20 protein-coding genes and 1 pseudogene are annotated in these 18,369 nt (G+C 71.8%); 10 read left to right on the forward strand and 11 right to left on the reverse strand.

Translation table 11 applies throughout. From position 1 onward, the window contains the following. Positions 1-113: 113 nt before the first annotated feature. Both ACZ4WV_RS19880 and ACZ4WV_RS19885 read right to left on the reverse strand, forming a co-directional pair. Positions 114-407 (reverse strand): DUF397 domain-containing protein, encoded by a 294-nt coding sequence (locus ACZ4WV_RS19880; protein ID WP_465748396.1) that lies wholly within the window; start codon positions 405-407, stop codon positions 114-116. After that, on the reverse strand, positions 404-1,267 hold the full coding sequence (locus ACZ4WV_RS19885; protein ID WP_465748398.1) for a helix-turn-helix domain-containing protein: 864 nt from the start codon (positions 1,265-1,267) through the stop codon (positions 404-406). Before ACZ4WV_RS19885 ends, ACZ4WV_RS19880 begins: the two co-directional genes overlap by 4 nt. Before the next feature lie 296 nt (positions 1,268-1,563). Here ACZ4WV_RS19885 and ACZ4WV_RS19890 point away from each other — a divergent pair, with 296 nt between their 5' ends. After that, a complete protein-coding gene (locus tag ACZ4WV_RS19890) occupies positions 1,564-1,938 on the forward strand; it encodes an ATP-binding protein (RefSeq protein WP_465748400.1) in 375 nt (124 codons plus the stop codon). After that, positions 1,935-2,207 (forward strand): hypothetical protein, encoded by a 273-nt coding sequence (locus ACZ4WV_RS19895; RefSeq protein ID WP_465748402.1) that lies wholly within the window; start codon positions 1,935-1,937, stop codon positions 2,205-2,207. The genes ACZ4WV_RS19890 and ACZ4WV_RS19895 overlap by 4 nt, the downstream gene beginning before the upstream one ends. Before the next feature lie 119 nt (positions 2,208-2,326). On the opposite strand, the gene ACZ4WV_RS19900 is transcribed toward ACZ4WV_RS19895, so the two are convergent. The 3 genes from ACZ4WV_RS19900 to ACZ4WV_RS19910 form a co-directional block, all read right to left on the reverse strand. Next, a complete protein-coding gene (locus tag ACZ4WV_RS19900) occupies positions 2,327-2,755 on the reverse strand; it encodes a hypothetical protein (RefSeq protein WP_465748404.1) in 429 nt (142 codons plus the stop codon). An 87-nt stretch (positions 2,756-2,842) separates the two neighbouring features. Further along, a complete protein-coding gene (locus ACZ4WV_RS19905) occupies positions 2,843-3,460 on the reverse strand; it encodes a class I SAM-dependent methyltransferase (RefSeq protein ID WP_465748406.1) in 618 nt (205 codons plus the stop codon). Positions 3,461-3,473: 13 nt separating this feature from the next. Beyond that, complete coding sequence (locus tag ACZ4WV_RS19910) at positions 3,474-3,992, reverse strand: hypothetical protein (RefSeq protein ID WP_465748408.1); 519 nt, start codon at positions 3,990-3,992, stop codon at positions 3,474-3,476. 303 nt (positions 3,993-4,295) lie between these two features. On the opposite strand from ACZ4WV_RS19910, the gene ACZ4WV_RS19915 reads away from it, so the two are divergent. Further along, on the forward strand, positions 4,296-4,634 hold the full coding sequence (locus tag ACZ4WV_RS19915; RefSeq protein WP_465748409.1) for a hypothetical protein: 339 nt from the start codon (positions 4,296-4,298) through the stop codon (positions 4,632-4,634). A 16-nt stretch (positions 4,635-4,650) separates the two neighbouring features. Here the strand turns inward: ACZ4WV_RS19915 and ACZ4WV_RS19920 are convergent, their stop codons facing one another. Together ACZ4WV_RS19920 and ACZ4WV_RS19925 are read right to left on the reverse strand one after the other, a co-directional pair. Further along, on the reverse strand, positions 4,651-5,346 hold the full coding sequence (locus tag ACZ4WV_RS19920) for an aspartate/glutamate racemase family protein (RefSeq protein ID WP_465748622.1): 696 nt from the start codon (positions 5,344-5,346) through the stop codon (positions 4,651-4,653). An 82-nt stretch (positions 5,347-5,428) separates the two neighbouring features. Then, entirely contained in the window at positions 5,429-7,279 is a 1,851-nt protein-coding gene (locus ACZ4WV_RS19925; RefSeq protein ID WP_465748410.1) for a CocE/NonD family hydrolase, read from the reverse strand. Between the two features lie 278 nt (positions 7,280-7,557). Between ACZ4WV_RS19925 and nicT the strand changes: the two genes are divergently transcribed. Further along, entirely contained in the window at positions 7,558-8,673 is a 1,116-nt protein-coding gene (gene nicT / locus ACZ4WV_RS19930; RefSeq protein WP_465748412.1) for a Nickel transporter NicT, read from the forward strand. Positions 8,674-8,797: 124 nt separating this feature from the next. Here the strand turns inward: nicT and ACZ4WV_RS19935 are convergent, their stop codons facing one another. Continuing rightward, positions 8,798-9,736: an SGNH/GDSL hydrolase family protein gene (locus ACZ4WV_RS19935; RefSeq protein ID WP_465748414.1), complete on the reverse strand. Its 939-nt coding sequence runs from the start codon at positions 9,734-9,736 to the stop codon at positions 8,798-8,800. 317 nt (positions 9,737-10,053) lie between these two features. Here ACZ4WV_RS19935 and ACZ4WV_RS19940 point away from each other — a divergent pair, with 317 nt between their 5' ends. From ACZ4WV_RS19940 to ACZ4WV_RS19955, 4 genes are all read left to right on the forward strand, one after another. Beyond that, on the forward strand, positions 10,054-11,709 hold the full coding sequence (locus tag ACZ4WV_RS19940; RefSeq protein WP_465748416.1) for an FAD-binding dehydrogenase: 1,656 nt from the start codon (positions 10,054-10,056) through the stop codon (positions 11,707-11,709). 94 nt (positions 11,710-11,803) lie between these two features. Next, on the forward strand, positions 11,804-12,220 hold the full coding sequence (locus ACZ4WV_RS19945; protein WP_465748418.1) for a (2Fe-2S) ferredoxin domain-containing protein: 417 nt from the start codon (positions 11,804-11,806) through the stop codon (positions 12,218-12,220). A 105-nt stretch (positions 12,221-12,325) separates the two neighbouring features. After that, positions 12,326-12,580 (forward strand): hypothetical protein, encoded by a 255-nt coding sequence (locus ACZ4WV_RS19950; RefSeq protein WP_465748420.1) that lies wholly within the window; start codon positions 12,326-12,328, stop codon positions 12,578-12,580. Between the two features lie 231 nt (positions 12,581-12,811). Next, positions 12,812-14,479 carry a purple acid phosphatase family protein gene (locus tag ACZ4WV_RS19955; protein WP_465748422.1) on the forward strand — a complete coding sequence of 556 codons (1,668 nt, stop codon included), beginning with the start codon at positions 12,812-12,814 and terminating at the stop codon, positions 14,477-14,479. Positions 14,480-14,580: 101 nt separating this feature from the next. Here ACZ4WV_RS19955 and ACZ4WV_RS19960 read toward each other — a convergent pair whose 3' ends face one another. Then, positions 14,581-14,913, reverse strand: a complete 333-nt coding sequence (locus ACZ4WV_RS19960) for a YnfA family protein (protein ID WP_465748424.1) — start codon at positions 14,911-14,913, stop codon at positions 14,581-14,583. A gap of 21 nt (positions 14,914-14,934) precedes the next feature. After that, positions 14,935-16,149, reverse strand: coding sequence for a pyridoxal phosphate-dependent aminotransferase (locus tag ACZ4WV_RS19965; protein ID WP_465748426.1), 1,215 nt, complete (start codon positions 16,147-16,149; stop codon positions 14,935-14,937). 85 nt (positions 16,150-16,234) lie between these two features. On the opposite strand from ACZ4WV_RS19965, the pseudogene ACZ4WV_RS19970 reads away from it, so the two are divergent. Together ACZ4WV_RS19970 and ACZ4WV_RS19975 are read left to right on the forward strand one after the other, a co-directional pair. Further along, positions 16,235-16,600: pseudogene (locus ACZ4WV_RS19970) on the forward strand (winged helix-turn-helix transcriptional regulator); the annotation flags it as partial. A 212-nt stretch (positions 16,601-16,812) separates the two neighbouring features. After that, entirely contained in the window at positions 16,813-17,616 is an 804-nt protein-coding gene (locus tag ACZ4WV_RS19975) for an SGNH/GDSL hydrolase family protein (protein WP_465748428.1), read from the forward strand. Positions 17,617-17,645: 29 nt separating this feature from the next. Here ACZ4WV_RS19975 and ACZ4WV_RS19980 read toward each other — a convergent pair whose 3' ends face one another. Beyond that, the gene (locus tag ACZ4WV_RS19980) at positions 17,646-18,305 is read right to left on the reverse strand and encodes a GNAT family N-acetyltransferase (RefSeq protein WP_465748430.1); all 660 of its coding nucleotides are present in this window, start codon (positions 18,303-18,305) and stop codon (positions 17,646-17,648) included. Between the last annotated feature and the right edge of the window lie 64 nt (positions 18,306-18,369).

Consider the following 18,369-nt stretch of genomic DNA (forward strand, 5'->3'; position numbering starts at 1 on the left):
GTGGTTCTGCCGGGGGAGCGCGACATATGGCCTCCCCCCCCCCCCCCCGCCCCCCCCCCCCCCCCCCCCCCCCCCCCCCCCCCCCCCCCCCCCCCCCCCCCCGCGGAGGGGGCTCAGATGATGCCGAAGTCGAACTCCCCGGCGGCGACTGCCTGGATGAAGGAGTCGTGCGCCGAGCGGTCGAAGGCCAGGGCGGGGCCGGAGGGGTCCTTGCTGTCGCGGACCGCGACCGCTTCGGGGAGGAGTGCGTACTCGACGCAGTTGTCGTTGCCCCCGCTGTACGACGACTTCTTGAAGGTCATGGCCTTCTCCAGGGTGGCGAACTCGACACAGTTGCCGGAGTCATTGCTGTGCGAGGACTTCCGCCAGGTGAGCTGAAGGGCGGCCGCATTGGGGTGGAACGTCATGTGAGCTTGTCTCTCTGATCGGTGATGATGGCGAGCGAGTCGTCGAAGCCGAGGGCATCAGCCCGGATTGCATCGAACTTCGCTCCGTAGATTTCTACGTCGGTGACCTCTTCGACCCAGAGGTTGCTCAATGAGCCGTCCACCATGACGACATCGAGATCCTGGCGCTGTGGGAAGCCGAGAATCGTAAAGGCTCCGCCCATCCCGTGGTGGGCCGGTGCACCGATAGGCATGACCTGGATGTTGATGTTCGGCTGGGCGGCCCGATCGAGCAGACGAGACAGCTGTTCGGCCATCACGGCTGGGCCGCCCACGCCGGATCGGATGGCTGCCTCATGGATGACGGCCCACAGTGTCAGCGGCTCGGACCGGGTGAGCGCACCTTGCCGAGCCATGCGTACGTCGACCAGGGCCTCGATGTTGACGTCCGGCTGCATGCTGAGCTTCTTGATGATCTCGCGCGCGTAGGCTGGTGTCTGGAGAAGGCCGGGGATGAAGGCGCCTTCATAGGTGCGGACGGATGCGGCACTGGCTTCAAGGGTGATCAGATCGCCGAGTTCGGGGCTGATGTTTGCGCCGTAGCTCTGCCACCACATCCCGCGCTGCGAGCCGTTCTTGGCCATGTCGACCAGCGTTGAAATCAGCTCGGTGTCATCGCAACGGTACAGTGCGAGAAGCCGCTTGACGTCGTCCACCTTCGTGGCGCCACGGCCGTTCTCGATGCGGGACAGCTTCGGCTGACTCATGCCGTTGAGGGCTTCGGCGACGTCCTCGTGAGAGAGCCCGGCTTCCTCTCTCCTGCGGCGCAGCTCGGCTCCGAGTTGCCGCCGCCGAACTGTCGGACCTGTTGTTCCGGCCATCCCCGCCCTCTCTGAGCCCTCGCGGACCAGTCTGCCTTCCCGGTAGCCACGTTCGCCACCTGCAACTGCCACTGTAGGCACCCGATTTGGCGTTCGAATTGGATATATCCAAAATTCAGAGACGAGTTGCCAAAGATGGCTCGCCGGCCCCATGCTGAGTGTGACGAGCCGCACACGGGCAGCAATCGCTGAGCGTCTCTGTGTGTGCTCGCATCACGATCATGCTCCGGGCTGTCTCTCCTGATTGATCATCAATCGCTCGGAGGCGTTCTCCCGAATCCCACGGAGGTTCCTTCGTGTTCTCCCCTGAACTCCCCCCTGACTGGTCGGCCGCGCGCGAAGAGTTGCACGAAGCCGCCTCGCGCGCCGGGTGGAAGCGCGACCTGGTCGCCGACGCCGAGCTCGCCCTGCTCGAACTCTTCGTCAACGCCTGGCGTCACGGCGGCAGTGCGGCGCCCATGGTGGTCGTCGTCCTCCTCGACGGCGTCCTGCGGGTCTCCGTCAGTGACGAGAGCCCGCTCCTCCCGGACCCGCGCGACGACCCCGACCCCGATCCGTACGCCGTCTCCGGCCGGGGCCTGCACCTCGTCCGCTCGCTCACCCACCGCTTCGGCGCGGACGTCCGCAAGAGCGGCAAGTCCGTCTGGTTCGAGCTGGACGCCGCCGCGTGACCGCCGACGGCCACCGCTCCCGGGGCCCGATCGAGCCGGCCGATCCACTGATGCGCACCTACACCGAGCTCGAAGTCTCCTACCTGCTCGCCGAACTCCGCGACCTGGGCCGCAAGTTCGGTCTTCTCTGGCCCTCCGCCACGACCGACAGCGTCGTGGACGGCCGCGTCCTCGTCCGCTTCGGCAACGCCCCGGCCAGCACCGTGCTCAACCTCCTCAACCTCCTCCGCGACTACGGCAGGACCGAGACCGACCCGTGCGACCCCTGATCGGCCTCGCCTTCCTCGCCCTCTTGCTCCTCGCTATCGCCGTCGTCGCACTCGGCGCGGTCGCCGTCCTGCGGATGCCCCACCGCCCGGACGACACCCTCTGACGGACGATGCTCCGCTCAAGCCGCCCGGTCGGACCCACCGGGCGGCCGGGGCGTGCACAGGAAGTCGGACGGGCCGACTTCCCGCTCGGCCAGCCGCCCGCACTTCTCGCCCTGCGGGTCCGTCGGCCAGCGCCGGTCGATGACGACCGCAGCTTCCTTGCACGCTCCGCAGGCGTCGTCCCGGCCCGGCAGCCAGTAGTAGGGGGAGGCGTGCATCCCGTCCTGCCGTATGCCGCACAGCGTGGTGCCGAAGTGCCCGTAGGCGTGTGCCATCTCAGGAGACAAGTGCTCGGACTCGGCCCGCTCCCAGCGCCACTCGGGCGGCTCGTAGACAGGGCGCGAGACCTCCGTCGGGCCGTGGCCGCGCTCCGTCCAGGCGTAGCACCAGCCGCAGGACCAGCGCTCCTGCACTGGCAGGGCCCAGTCCGCTCGGGTTTCCGACACCGGAACCTGCCGCATCCCGTGTCCACAGACGTCACAAGTCACAGCCGCACTCTCGCACCCGGCACTGACACACCAGCAAAAGCCTGTTCAGGCCTTGCACCAGGTCAACGAATAGCGCCGCAAAACATGCCACCGGTAGCGCACCCCGGGCAGTACCCGTGCGGCCGTCTCCCGCACCTCCCGGTAGCTCATCACCGGTGCGGCTATCGGCATGCCCTCCGGTTCGGCCGCCCGTCGCAGGGCCTTCACCGTCCGCACCAGCGGCGCGGCCGCCACCCGTCGAGTCCAGTCGGCCGCCGACTCCTCTCGCGCGAGGCCGACCACCACCAGGACGCCGCCGGGCCGCAGCAGCTCCCGCATCCTGATAAGTGCGGCCTCGAAGTCCATGTGGTGGACGGCCGTGACCGAGCAGACGAAGTCGAAGCCTCCCGTCGGCAGTTCGAGTGTGAGGAAGTCGCCCTCCAGGAAGGTGGCTTCACCATGGACGGCCCTCGCGCGCGCCACCATCGCGCCCGAGGCGTCCACCCCGACGACCCGCTCGCACCGCCGCGCCAGCTTCGCCGCCAGCAGCCCGTCCCCGCACCCCACGTCCAGTGCCGCCCGGCACCCGGGCGGCACGGCCCGCAGGATGCCCCGGTGGCGGGCCACGTTGGTGTTCCAGTACGGAGCTTCGTGCGGCTCGCGCCGTACTCGTGAGTGTTCCATCATCTCGGTGTCGTCAGGAGGCGGCCGGCGGCCGGAGGGTGAGGTCGGTGACGGCGGGCCAGTGCTCGTCGGGGGCGGTGACGATCACGTGGCCCGGTTGGTCGGGGAGCCGGGGGACCATGGCGCTACGGCAGCCGTGGCTGTGGTGGATCTCGACGGGGACGGCGGTGCCGTCGAGGTGGATGACGCCCCGGCTGGTGGTGGTGGCGAGCGGGGCGAGCATCGTGCGGTGGTCGATGCGGTCGGAGTTGGCGAGGTAGTTGGTGAGCTGGGACTGCGGGGTGGTGTCCGCGGTGACCCGGAAGTGGTCCGGGGCGGGGCGGGAGGTCTGGACGATGGCGATGAAGTCGTGCCCCAGGTGGTAGTTGAGATCGAGGTGGCAGAGGTAGTCGTCGGTGGACTGCCGCCCGAGGAGGACGAACCAGCCGGGCGGGGTGTCGCGGAGGACGGCGATGCGGCCCGCCCACTCGGCGGCGGTCTGCCGGTCGGTGGGGAGGTGGGATGGCTGCGGCGGGCCGGAGCTGTGGAACACGGTTTCCCCTCGGTGGGTCGGCGGTGACGGTGTGACGCTCAAGTATCCGTCAGCCAACAGGCGTTGGGGCGGAAGGTGAGTCGCGGCGCCCGACCCCACGGCCGGGCCGGGGTGCCGCAGGAGGGATCAGCGCGCCCGGATCAGGTGGCGGGCGAAGAAACGGGCGGCGCCGTCGGCCTCGAAGCGGGGGCCCCGGCTGACGGGGCGAGCGGCGCTCCAATGTTGATGTGGCATCGCCCCGCGTGGTGCCTGGCCGGTACCGGGCGGGGCGTGACAGCGAGCGGAATCCATCGTTTGCCAGGCATGAACGCACGCAAGATTGTCACCGCCGTGGTCGCCTGGGCTGCGGCCCTGGTCGCGGGAATCGCTACCGCGGCCCCCGCGTCGGCGGGCGGCATCATCGTCGTCGGCTCCCCTTCCTACAACAACTCCTGCGTCAATGGCCACTCGTCCGGCCCCGCAGGTGCTACTCGCCAGGTCATGGGCAGCGTGAGCGGCCTCCTCGTACAACTCCCGGTCAGCGGGCCGCACAACCATTGCGGCGGTGCGGATCTCCCAGTGCTGCAACACCAGTGCGATCCGGTGGACGGTAACTTTGTCCAACTTCCAGTCACGAACTGTCCTCGAATCGAGGGGCTATAAGCCACGCTCTTTCTCCTCACCGCCCGTCAAGTGCCGCGGCCACGGCGGCCTCCGCATGCAGACGAGTGGTGGGGAAGACCGGGACGGGGCTGTCCTCGGGCCGCACCAGCAGTTCGATCTCGGTGCAGCCGAGGACGACGCCCTCCGCGCCCGCTGCCACCAGTTCTCCGATCACCCGCCGGTACGCCGCCCGGGACTCCTCCCGGATGATCCCGAGGCACAGTTCCTGGTAGATCACCCGGTGCACCAGGGCGCGCGACTCCTCGCCGGGCACCAGGACGTCCAGGCCGTGGGACGCCAACCGCCCCCGGTAGAAGTCCTGTTCCATCGTGAAGGCCGTTCCCAGCAGCCCGACCCGCCGGACGCCCGCCGCCCGGACGGCCTGCGCGGTCGCGTCGGCGAGATGCAGCAGCGGTACCGAGACCGCCGCCGCGACCTGGTCGGCGACCTTGTGCATGGTGTTGGTGCAGATCAGCAGGAGGTCGGCGCCCGCCGCCTCCAGGGAGCGGGCCGCGCCGGCCAGGACCGAGCCGGCCTCCTCCCACCGCCCGGCCGCCTGCAAGCGCTCGATCTCGGCGAAGTCGACCGAGTGGAGCACGAGGCGGGCGGAATGCAGCCCGCCGAGGCGGTCGCGGGTGAGCTCGTTCAGCAGGCGGTAGTACTCGGCGGTGGATTCCCAGCTCATGCCGCCGATCAGGCCGAGGGTCTTCATGGGGGTCTTCATGGGCCCATTTATAAGCCGAGCTGAGTAGAACCGGCAATCTCATAAGTCAAGCTTTGCAACCCTCCAGGTCCTACCTCGGCACCCGGTGCTGCCACTCCCGGGTGAACACCACCGACCCCGCCTCCAGCGCCCGCAGCTGCACGACACTGATGAAGTGCCCGGCATCGCACCGCAGTTGGGTGCGGGTCTGGACCGTGATGTCCCAGCCGATGTCCGGCCGCTCCAGCCGCACCGTGTGGTCCGTACGGGCCTGGGCGCTGAGCGGGGCGCCGGTGAGGACGCGGTACGCGGTCATGGTGTGCTCGTCCCGGACCAGCCCGTCGGGGTGGGTGCGGGTGCCGCCGCCGGCGGGGGAGAGCTCGGTGCGCCACTCGTGGCGGCCGATGTCGTGCACGGTGAGGTGTTCGGGCCGGGCGGTGAGCGGCTCGGTGAGGTGGATGTCCGGCGGGTCGGGCAGCGCTGGCGTCTCGAAGCTGACGGGCGCGGCACCGACGTCCGCCGCGAGGTGGCGCACCGGCAGGCTGAGGGTGGAGCGCGACGGGTCGACGGCGTAGCCGGTGTCGTCGGCGGACGGCCACACCCACGGCCAGTAGACGGAGGACAGGGCGAGCCGCAGCCGGTGCCCGGCCGGGACGGTGGCCGCGAAGGCGGCGAGCTCGATCTCGGCGTCCGGGCCGGAGGCCGTCAGCACGCCCCGGGTGAGCAGCTGCGAGGTGCCGTCCGGGGCGACCTCGCAGAGCCGCGCGACCAGCTGGACGGGCCCGCCGCCCGCGCGGGAGCGCAGTCGCAGCCGAACCGTCGGGATGCCGAGCAGTTCGAGCGGCTCCGGCAGCGGCTGGGAGTCGAAGCAGACGGAACGGCCGTCCTCCTCGCGCTGGTCCGGCGGCTGGTCGGCGGGCCGGCCGTGCGGGACGTAGGCGCCGGCGTTGAGGCCGGTGTGCTGCGGGGAGCGGACGTGGACGTAGCGGTCGTCGGCGGAGGTGCCGGCGGTGCGCAGCTGGCCGTCCAGCTGGTAGTGGATCTCGCGGACGTCGGGGGAGGGCCAGCTGTCCTCGCCGGTCCAGCGGGTGCCGATCCAGCTGCGGAGGGCCGGTTCCTTGAGGGCGCCGGTGTCGGCGCCGCGCAGCCAGTGGTCCCACCAGCGCAGGGTCTCGGGCAGGACGGCCTCGGGCAGGCCGTGCGGCCAGGGGCCGAGCACGGCGTGGGCGGTGGGGGACTCGGCCAGCAGGCGCAGCACGAAGGCGCAGGACGGGTCGCCCCAGCCGGCGACCGCGAACACGGGGACGGACACCGGCACGGTGGTGTCCCCGGCGGCGAGCCAGCGGTCGACCGGGGGTTCCAGCGACTCCAGCCGGGCCAGCCAGGCGGACCGCCAGGCGTCTCCGGTGTGCCGCGGGTCCGGTGGCAGGGCGGCGTCGGCGATCAGTGCCGTGAGCCGGGTGTGGAGGTCGGCGGCGAGAACGGCGCCGCCGAGCCGGTGGCCGCCCTCGGGGCAGGCGGCGACCACGGCGCCGACGGTCTCCGGGCTACGGGCGGCGAGCCGCAGCGCGGTGGTGGCGGCGGCTCCGGTGCCGAGCAGGCCGAGCCGGCCGTTGCACCAGGGGCGGCGGGCGATCCAGTCGATGACGGCGGCGCCGTCGGCGAGGTCCTGCTCGTCGCCGGGCTCGCCGGGCAGGCCGCCGGAGTTGCCGTGGCCCCGGGTGTCGACCCGGACGGCGGCGTAGCCGTGGCCGGCGTACCAGGGGTGGCGGCGGGCGTCCTCGGCGACGGTGCGGTCGGTGAGGCGGTCGGCCGAGTACTCCAGCAGGGCCGGGACGGGCTGGTCGCCGGTGGGGCGCCACAGCCGGGCGGCCAGCTGGGTGCCGTCGGGCAGGGGGATGCGGACGTCCTCGCGGGTGGTGTGGAAGGGGTAGGACGGCATGGCCGCTCCCATCGGGTCCCGGGCGGTGAGCACCGAGTGGCCCCGCGGCGCGTTCGGGGACCCGCGCCGCGGGCGTCGGCATTCCGACCCTAGGGGAGGAAGCGGTGGATTTCCTGATGAGCCCGGACGAACCGGTTGTAGCCCGTGCGGTGGCGGGGGTCCGCGGCTCCGGGCGGCACCGCAGGAGACCGAGCCGTAATTGCGCATGACTTGCAACTGCTCGCCCAACGGGGGAAAGATGGCCCAGCTCCGCCCGGACCACCCGAAAGGACCACAGGATGTCCAGCGCCGCCGCAGGTGCCCCGCCCGTCAGATGGCGCGACCGGCTCACCCGTGAGGAGTGGACGCGCCTGGCCGGGATGGGCGGCTTCATCCTGGCGCTGCACGTGGTCGGCTGGTTCACCCTGCTCGCGATGGTCGCGCCCGAGCACTACGACGTCGGCGGGCAGGTCTTCGGCGCGGGGATGGGCCTGACCGCCTACACCCTCGGGATGCGGCACGCCTTCGACGCGGACCACATCGCGGCGATCGACAACACCACCCGCAAGCTGATGGGCCAGGGCAAGCGGCCGCTGTCGGTCGGCTTCTGGTTCTCGCTGGGGCACTCCTCGATCGTCTTCGGCCTCTGCGCGCTGCTGGCCTTCGGCATCCGCTCGCTCGCCGACGAGGTGGAGGCGGACGACTCGACCCTGCACCGGATGACCGGCCTGATCGGCACGACCGTCTCCGGCACCTTCCTGCTGCTGCTCGGCCTGATCAACCTGGGCGCGTTCAACGGCATCCTCAGGGTGTTCCGCCGGATGCGCCAGGGCGAGTACGACGAGGCCGAGTTGGAGCGCCAGCTGGAGCGCCGCGGGCTGATGAACCGGATCCTCGGCAAGGTCACCCGGGCCGTCACCAAGCCCTGGCACATGTACCCGGTGGGCCTGCTGTTCGGCCTGGGCTTCGACACCGCCACCGAGGTGTCGCTGCTGGTGCTGGCCGGCGGCGCGGCGGCCTTCTCGCTGCCCTGGTACGCGCTGCTGACGCTGCCGATCCTGTTCGCGGCCGGGATGAGCCTGCTGGACACCATCGACGGTTCGTTCATGAACTTCGCCTACGAGTGGGCGTTCTCCAAGCCGGTCCGCAAGATCTACTACAACCTGACCGTCACCGGCCTGTCGGTGCTGGTCGCGCTGGTCATCGGCCTGGTCGAGCTGATCGGCCTGGTCGGCGAGAAGCTGGACATCACCAGCGGCCCGATCGCCTGGATCGGCGAGCTGGACCTCAACTCCGTCGGCTACGCGATCGTCGGCCTGTTCGTGCTGACCTGGATCGGGGCGATCGCGTTCTGGAAGTTCGGCAAGGTCGAGGAGAAGTGGTCGGCGGGGCTGGCCGCGGCCGAGTCGGAGTGAGCCGTCGGCACGACCGAGGGGCCGGTGACCGGGGTCTGGTCACCGGCCCCTCGGGGCTTCCGGGGCTTGCGCAGCGCTGACTCCGGGCTCCGCTCGGTCGGCCCGGGCTCCGCTCGGCGGCCCGCTACCGCAGGGCGGCCAGCACCGCGGCCGCCATCACCTGCTCGCCGGTCGCGTTCGGGTGGAACGGCACCGCGGGCGAGCCGGGCAGCGCGCCCTCGATCCAGCGGTCGTCGGAGCACACGTCGTGCCCCACGGTGGGCGTCGCGGTGTCCACGTACGTCGCGCCGTTCGCCGCGGCGGTGGACTTGAGGGCGGCGTTCAGCTTGTCGAGCACGCCGTGCATGTACTCGACGTCGCCCGGCGTCACCGGCTGGCGCAGCACGCACCTGGAGCCGTCGGCGGGCAGGACGGACGGGTAGCCGACCAGCAGCACCTTGGCCCTGGGGGCCTTGGCGTGGATCTGCTGGAGGGTGGTGGCGATCTGCGGGACGATCGTGCTGGTGATCCGCTCGGCCAGGTCGTCGTCGCCGTACTGCCAGGACCAGGTGTTCCAGTCCCAGTAGCCGTGGTGGTAGACGTCCTTGCAGGGCGTGCCGGTCGGGTTGACGACCGCACCGGCGATGCAGGTGGCGACGAGTTCGCCGAGGCCGAGGTCGCTGGCGGCGAGGTCGTTGCCGCCGATGCCGAGGGTCACCAGGTCGGCGTCGCCGGTCACCGAGTCCAGCTGCGGGTCGTTGACCCGGATGAAGGCGTCGTACTGCGGCTGCGTCATGGCCTTGACCTTGGCGGCCGAACAGGTGATGTCGGTGTACGTGCCGGCCTTGAGCGCGCCGGCGACCAGGTGGCCGTAGTTGTGGTCGGAGCGCAGGCAGAGGCCGGCCGACTGGCCGGGTACGCCGGCGCCGGCGGCGTAGGAGTCGCCGAGGGCCACGTAGTGCTTCGGCGCGGCGGTGGCGGCCTGGGCGGTGGTGGAGGTGAGCGCGAGGGCGGCGCCGAGGGCGACGGCGGCGAGCGCGGTGGAATGGCGGAGTCGCCGGGAATTCCGGGCAGGGCGGAGCACGGTTCCTCCTGGGGGAGAGAAACGACGGGTGGGGGAGTGGTTCGACTGGTGGGGGTCGTGCCGAGCCGGGCCGCAGCTACTCGCAGGTAAGTTACTGCGAGGTTTCGCGTACGTCCATCGTTTCGACGGAAATCGCCGAAATCCCGTCAGCCGACGGCGGGTGACATTTCGAATTCCGCTCCACCGCGTATCGAAGGTGTTTCCGAAACGCCGTGGAGCGGAATTCGCGGACACGCTTGTTACCGGCTGGTTGACCGGGCGTCACCCCAGGACGCACTATCGGCGCACACCGAACAGCCGCGACGGAGGACTGCGCAATGGCCCTGGACGCCGACGTCATCGTCATCGGAGCGGGACTCGCCGGCCTCGCCGCCACCGCCGAACTCGCGGACGCCGGACGGAAGGTGATCCTCCTCGACCAGGAGCCCGCCGCCTCCTTCGGCGGCCAGGCGCACTGGTCCTTCGGCGGCCTCTTCCTCGTCGACTCGGCCGAGCAGCGCCGGATGCGCATCCGCGACTCGCAGGCGCTCGCCCTGCGGGACTGGCTCGGCACCGCCGGCTACGACCGGCCCGAGGACGCCTGGCCGCGCCGCTGGGCCGAGGCCTACGTCGACTTCGCCGCCGGCGAGAAGCGCTCCTGGCTGCACGGCATGGGCGTGCGGTTCTTCCCGGTGGTCGGCTGGGCCGAGCGCGGCGGCTTCCTCGCCGACGGGCCCGGCAACTCGGTGCCGCGCTTCCACATCACCTGGGGCACCGGTCCCGGACTGCTCGCCCCCTTCGTCCGGCGGGTCCGCTCCGCCGCCGCCCGCGGACTGGTCGACCTGCGCTTCCGGCACCGCGTCACCGGGCTGACCGCCACCGCGGGCGTCCCCGACACCGTCACCGGCGAGGTGCTGGTCCCCAGCCCGGTGGGCCGCGGCGAGGCCAGCTCCCGCGAGAGCGCCGGAAGCTTCGAACTGCGGGCCCAGGCCGTGATCGTCACCTCCGGCGGCATCGGCGGCAACCACGACCTGGTCCGCGAGGCCTGGCCCGCCCGGCTCGGCACCCCACCCGCCAAACTGCTCTCCGGAGTGCCCGCGCACGTCGACGGCCTGATGCTCGGGATCACCGCGCGGGCGGGCGCCAACCTCATCAACGGCGACCGGATGTGGCACTACACCGAGGGCATCGAGAACTGGGACCCGATCTGGGCCCGGCACGGCATCCGCATCCTGCCCGGCCCCTCCTCGCTCTGGCTGGACGCCCGCGGCAAGCGGCTGCCCGTCCCGCTCTTTCCCGGCTTCGACACCCTCGGCACCCTCGAACACATCATGGCGAGCGGGTACCAGCACACCTGGTTCGTGCTCAACCAGCGCATCATCGAGAAGGAGTTCACCCTCTCCGGCTCCGAACAGAACCCCGACCTGACGGGCAGGTCCCTGCGCGGCGTGCTCGGACGGGCGCTGCCAGGCGTCCCCGGGCCGGTCCAGGCGCACCTGCGGCACGGGCCCGACTTCGTGGTCGCCGGCAACCTCGCCGACCTCGCCCGGGGCATGAACGCCAAGACCCGGGAGCCGCTGATCGACCCGGACGAGCTGCGCCGCACCGTCGAGGACCGCGACCGGCAGGTGGCCAACCCCTTCGCCAAGGACCTCCAGGTCACCGCCATCCACGGCGCCCGCCGCTACCTCGGCGACAAACTCATCCGCACCGTCGCCCCGCACCGCGTCCTCGACCCGGCCGCCGCCCCGCTGATCGCCGTCCGGCTCAGCATCCTGACCCGCAAGTCGCTCGGCGGACTGGAGACCGACCTCTCCTCGCGGGTGCTGCGCCCGGACGGCGAGCCGCTGCCCGGCGTCTACGCGGCGGGCGAGGCGGCCGGTTTCGGCGGCGGGGGCGTCCACGGCTACCGCTCGCTGGAGGGCACCTTCCTCGGTGGCTGCCTCTTCTCGGGGCGCACGGCGGGCCGGGCGGCGGCGGAGGCGGTGGCGTAGCCGGCCCCCGCCGGGGCTCCCCGGCGGCGGGTACAGTTCCGGTGCAGAGCGCGCCGTCGACGGGGCTCGCCGACCAGGAGGGGGAGCAGGGCCGATGAGCCGCCGAGAGCGCGACCGCGACCGTGACCGCCGGCCCGGGGGCGGTTCCCCGGTGACCGTGACCGTCTGCCGCGGCTGCTGCTGCGGCACCGAGGCGAAGCATCCGGGAGTGGACCACGCGGGGCAGTACGAGCGGCTGCGGACGGCGGTGGGCTCGGCGGGCCGGGTCCGGGCGGTGAAGTGCCTGGACGTCTGCACCCAGTCCAACGTGGTGGTGGTCGGCCCCTCCAGCGAGGGCAGGGCGGCGGGCGGCCGCCCGGTCTGGCTCGGCTTCGTGCTGATGGACGAGATGATCGACGACATAGCCGCCTGGGTGCAGGCGGGCGGTCCGGGTCTGGCCGATCCGCCCGGCCTGCTCGACCTCCAGCTCATCTCGGTCTCCCGGCGGGTGCGCGAGGCCCTGCCGGAATAGCCTCCTGCCATGACGGATCGTCAGGTCGACGCCCCGGGGCGGCGGTGGGTCCGGGCCACTACCATGACCCGTGATCGAGGGGTTCCGCGCAAGGGGAGGAAGACGATGACGACGGTCTGCCGCATCTGCGCGGGCACCGGCCGGACCGCCGGCCTCAACTGCCGTACCTGCCAGGGCACCGGCACCACCGAGGTGGGCGGCGGGGGCGGCAACTGCTTCCTCTGCAACGGCACCGGGGTGTACGTCCGCTACCGGGTGGACGCGACCGGCGCCAAGCAGCCCTACCGGGACGAGATCTGCCGCACCTGCGACGGCACCGGGGACCGGGCCGCCACCCACTGGGACGAACCGTCAACCTGAGCGGCACCTCGCGCGCACGGCGACTGCACCCGTCGGTGTCGCGGCCGGCTGCGCGACCGCAACGCCTGGCCAGGTGGCCGCAGGCCGGTGCCCATGATCCGGCGTCGGCCGCGAGCCGACGCGCTCTTTGCCGAATCATGGTCGAACGTTGGTGTTCGAATGGGCGACGCGCTGACGCCCGTTCACCGAACGTCCGTGTGGGGTCAACGCGCCGCTGACAGAGTCCCGCGCATGGATATCCCCAACATGGGCGTGCCGGCCAAGCTTGCCGACCGCATGAGCATGGCCGAGCAGCACGAGTACCTGCGGGCCCGCTTCTCCCGCCGTCGGATGCTGCGAGCCGGTGCGGTGACCGTGGGCGCCATCGCCGTCGGCGGCGCGCTCGGCGGCGGCACGGCCGTCGCGGCCCCGGCCGGGCCGCAGCTGCTGACGGGCGGCACGGCGGACGGCATCGACGGCTCGCTGGTCGCGCCGATCGGACGCCACCTCCAGTTCGGCGCCGAGCCGGACACCCAGTTCCGCATCTCCTGGCAGGTCCCGGCGCCGGTCAAGAAGCCGTTCCTGCGCTTCGGCAAGCACCCGTGGGAGCTCAGCCACAAGATCCAGGCCGAGGTCCGCGCCCTGCACACCCCGGCGCTGACCCCGAGCAGCCAGCCGGTGGACCAGTACTACCTGCACGTGGCGCTGGAGGACCTCCAGCCCGACACCACCTACTACTACGGTGTCGGCCACGAGGGCTTCGACCCGGCCTCGCAGCAGCAGATCTCCACCCTGCACACCTTCCGCACCGCGCCCTCGCGCGACCACCGCTGGGGCAAGGTGTACGAGCCGTTCACCTTCACCGCCTTCGGCGACCAGGGCGTCAGCTCGCACGCGGCGGGCAACGACCACATCATCAAGGCGCAGCAGCCGGCCTTCCACCTGCACGCCGGCGACATCTGCTACGCCGACCCGGCCGGCTCCGGCACCGACCCGGACAAGTCCGTCTACAACGCCAGGACCTGGGACGACTTCCTGGTCCAGACCGAGACGGTCGCCGCCGAGATCCCGTGGATGGTCGCCTACGGCAACCACGACATCGAGGCCTGGTACTCGCCCAACGGCTACGGCGGCGAGAACACCCGCTTCTACCTGCCGGACAACGGCCCGGACCCGCGCAAGGTCCCCGGCGTCTACACCTTCCGCTACAAGAACGTCGGCGTCATCTCCCTCGACGCCAACGACGTCTCCTACGAGATCCCGGCCAACCTGGGCCTCTCGGCGGGCAAGCAGACCAAGTGGCTGGAGCGCACCCTCAAGGACCTGCGCGGCGACGAGACCGTCGACTTCATCGTGGTCTTCTTCCACCACTGCGCCTTCTCCACCACCGTCGCCCACGCCTCCGAGGGCGGTGTCCGCGAGGCCTGGGTGCCGCTGTTCGAGAAGTACCGGGTGGACCTGGTCATCAACGGCCACAACCACATCTACGAGCGCACCGACGCCATCCTCGGCAACAAGGTCTCGAAGCAGGTGCCGAGCGGCGCCGTCATCGAGCCGGAGAAGGACGGCGTGGTCTACGTGACCGCGGGCGCGGCCGGCCGCAGCCTGTACAAGTTCGACGTGCCGGACACCTACGAGGGGCACGAGAACCACCAGGACGAGGTCACGACCTACTACTGGAGCAAGGGCCGGGTGAAGACCCCCGAGACCATCCAGTGGTCGCGGGTGCGCTACACCGGCTACTCGTTCATCAAGGTCGACGTGACCCCGGCGCAGCTGGGCCGCAAGTCGTCCATGAAGGTCACCGCGCTGACCGAGGACGGCCGGCAGATCGACGACTACACCATCCTGCGCGAGGTCGGCGAGGGCTGGGACTCCGGCCGGGACGACGACGGCGAGGGCGGCGGCTGGGGCTGGTAGTACCCGGCGGCCGTGACGGTGGCCCGGCGGCTGTGACGGTGCCCGGGCGGTCGTGACGGTGCCCCGGTGTCGGGAGGTCCGACACCGGGGCACCGGTGCGTTCAGCGCCGCGGACCGTACATGATCACCGCGACCCCGGCCAGGCAGATCAGCGCGCCCAGCACGTCGTAGCGGGACGGCCGGAAGCCGTCCACGGCCATGCCCCAGAGCAGCGAGCCGGCCACGAACACCCCGCCGTACGCGGCCAGCACCCGCCCGAAGTGGGCGTCCGGCTGCAGCGCCGCCACGAAGCCGTACGCGCCGAGCGCCACCACCCCCAGCCCGGCCAGCCACCAGGGCCGTTGCTCCCGCACGCTCTGCCAGACCAGCCAGCAGCCGCCGATCTCGGCGACTGCGGCGAGGACGAACAGGGCGGCGGAGCGCAGGACGGTCATGGCTGCCCAGCGTACGTGCTGTCAGCTCTGGCGGTACGTCGCAAGGAAGCGCCCGATCCGGTTGATCGCCGTCTCCAGGTCGTCGGCGCGCGGCAGGGTGACGAAGCGGAAGTGGTCCGGGCGGGGCCAGTTGAAGCCGGTGCCCTGGACGACGTGGATCTTCTCGCGCAGCAGCAGGTCCAGCACGAAGCGCTCGTCGTCGACGATCCGGTGCACCGCCGGATCGAGTTTGGCGAACGCGTACAGGGCGCCCTTGGGCTTGACGCAGCTGACGCCGGGGATCTCGTTGAGCGCCTTGACCGCGATGTCGCGCTGCTCGGTGAGCCGACCGCCGGGCAGCACCAGGTCGTTGATGGACTGGTGGCCGCCCAGCGCCGCCTGGACGGCGTACTGGGCGGGCACGTTGGGGCACAGCCGCATGCCGGAGAGCATGGTCAGGCCCTCCAGGTAGTCGACGGCGTGCTGCTTGGGGCCGGAGACGACCAGCCAGCCGCTGCGGAAGCCGGCCACCCGGTAGGCCTTGGAGAGGCCGTTGAAGGTGAGGGTGAGCACGTCGTCGGCGAGGGCGGCCAGGCAGTGGTGCTCGGTGCCGTCGTAGAGGATCTTGTCGTAGATCTCGTCGGCCAACACCATCAGCTGGTGGCGGCGGGCCAGGTCGAGGATGCCCTCCAGCAGCTCCTTCGGATAGACCGCGCCGGTGGGGTTGTTGGGGTTGATGACCACGATCGCCTTGGTGCGGGCGGTGATCTTGGCGGCGATGTCGTCGAGGTCCGGGTACCACTCGGCCTCCTCGTCGCACAGGTAGTGCACGGCCTTGCCGCCGGCCAGCCGGACCGACGCCGTCCACAGCGGGTAGTCGGGCATCGGCACGAGCACCTCGTCGCCGTCGTCCACCAGCGCGGTGACGGCCATCTGGATCAGCTCGGAGACGCCGTTGCCGAGGTAGACGTCGTTGACGGTGACGCCCTGGACCCCGCGCTGCTGGTAGTACTGCACCACCGCGCGCCGGGCCGGCAGGATGCCGCGCGAGTCGCTGTAGCCGTGCGCGGCGGGGAGGTTGCGGATGATGTCCTGGATGATCTCCTCGGGCGCCTCGAAGCCGAACGGGGCCGGATTGCCGGTGTTCAGCCGCAGCACGCTGTGCCCGGCCTCCTCCAGGGCGTTGGCCTGGTCGACCACCGGGCCCCGGATCTCGTAGCACACGTCATTCAGCTTGCTGGACTGCCGAAACTCCATCTGCGGCCTCCCGACCGTCACCACCGCTCCGTTGCTACTGCTTTGTTCTACCAAGCCGGCACTTGGAAAGTCCAACCTCTTGGCTATGCTGATTCCCATGTCACGCCGAAGCTACGACCAGTACTGCGCCGTCGCCCGCGCCCTGGACGCGGTGGGGGAGCGCTGGAGCCTCCTGATCGTCCGTGAACTCCTCGGCGGCCCGCGCCGCTACACCGACCTGCACGCCGACCTGCCCGGCGTCTCCACCGACATCCTCGCCGCCCGGCTCAAGCAGTTGGAGGGCGAGGGGCTCGCCGTCCGCCGCAAGCTGGAACGGCCGGCCAGCGTGACGGTCTACGAGCTGACCGAACGCGGACGCGAACTGCGGCCGGTGATCGAGGCGCTGGGGGCCTGGGGGCTGGGCGCCCTCGGCGAACAGCGGCCCACCGACGCGGTGCGCGAGCACTGGTACACGACCCGCGGGGCCACGCAGGAGGCGGCGGTCGCGGGGTGAACGGCTGCCGAGGGGCTTGCGGGGGCGCCGCGCCCCTGGGGTCGGCCCCTGCCTGCCTCTGCCTGCCGCCGCCTGCCGGGCCCCCGGCGAACCGGCCCGGGGGCGCACACGTACGATCGTCGGACCGCGGCGCCATCTCAGGGCCGACTCAGGAGAGCGGAGGCAGCCCCGTGCCCACCACCCAGCGCAGCTACGCCAGTTACGTCGCCGTCGGGGACTCCTTCACCGAGGGCATGTGCGACGACCTGCTGCCCGACGGCCACTACCGCGGCTGGGCCGACCGGGTCGCCTCGGCGCTCGCCGCCGAGCACGCGGAGCGGGTCGGGCCGGCGGTCGGGGACTTCCGGTACGCCAACCTCGCCGTCCGCGGCAAGCTCATCGGCCAGATCCACGACGAGCAACTCGCCCCCGCCGCCGCCATGGGCGCCGAACTCGTCACCCTGGCCGGCGGCTTCAACGACGTGCTGCGCCCCGGCTGCGACATCGCCCGGGTCGAGCGGCTGCTCGGCCGCTGCGCCACCGACCTGCGCGCCACCGGCGCTACCGTCGTCCTGTTCACCAGCACCGACCCCACCCGCCGACTGGCGGGCGGCGCCCGGCTGCTGCCCGCCATCCTGCGGATGAAGGCCTTCGTGCAGGAACTCGGGCAGCAGGACGGCTTCGCCGTGGTCGACCTCTTCTCGGCGCCCTGCTTCGACGACCGCCGGCTCTGGGCCGAGGACCGCCTGCACCTGTCGCCCGAGGGCCACCGCCGGGTCGCCGAGGGCGTGCTCGAAGCCCTCGGCCGCCCCGCCGCCTCCGACTGGCGCGCCCCGCTGCCCGCCGCCACCCCGCCCGGCCGCGCCGAGAAGCTCCGCTCCGACGCCCGCTGGCTGCGCACCCACCTCGGCCCGTGGATCGGCCGCCGCCTCACCGGCCGCTCCTCCGGCGACGGCCGCGCGCCGAAGCGGCCCGAGCTGCTGCCCTACCGCTAGGCCGCTACTCGTCCTCCACTCGCCCTTTGCTAGCCCTCCGCCAGGCCGCCCGGGGCCAGCACCAGGCTCGCCATCGGGGAATGGGTGGTCCAGCCCAGCGCGGCGTAGAGCGCCTGCCCCTCCGTCGTGCCGACCAGCACGCCGGTGCGGGCACCGGCCTCGTACGCGGCGGACTGCAGGGTCCGCATCACCACCGCGCCCAGGCCCCGGCGGCGGTGCTCGGGGGCGGTCTCGATCTGGTCCGGCACGGCCACCGGGCCGGCCAGGCCCGCCTGGCCCCGGGCGGCCAGCAGGCCGTCCTCGGTGCGCACCAGCGCGCGCACCACCCCGCCCCTGGTCCAGGTGGTCAGGGTGTAGCCGGTCGGGAGTCCGGCCCGCTCCGGGGCGAGCGGGACGGTCATCAGGAAGCCCGTCAGGTCCAGCCGCCACTGCGGGCCCACCCAGGGGCGCACGGTGGCGTCATCGGCGAACAGCTTCAGCCAGGTGGTCGGAGCGGTGACGGTCTCGGCGAGCTTGCGGACCTCGGCCTCGGTCGGCTCGGGCACCACGTGCCGGGCCACCTCCCCGGTCGGCGCGCCCACGTCGATGCTCCAGCCCCAGGGCTGCTCCACCGGATCGGCGGCACCCCGGGAGACGATCCAGCCGCTGATCCACATCCGGACCAGCTCGGTGATGCTCGGCTGCGCCATCGCGCCTACCCCCTTGCGTAATAGTCCCACTGGCTCTGCGTACCTTACCGGCTCGGAGGTGGTC

Source organism: Kitasatospora sp. NPDC029312, from assembly GCF_055569215.1.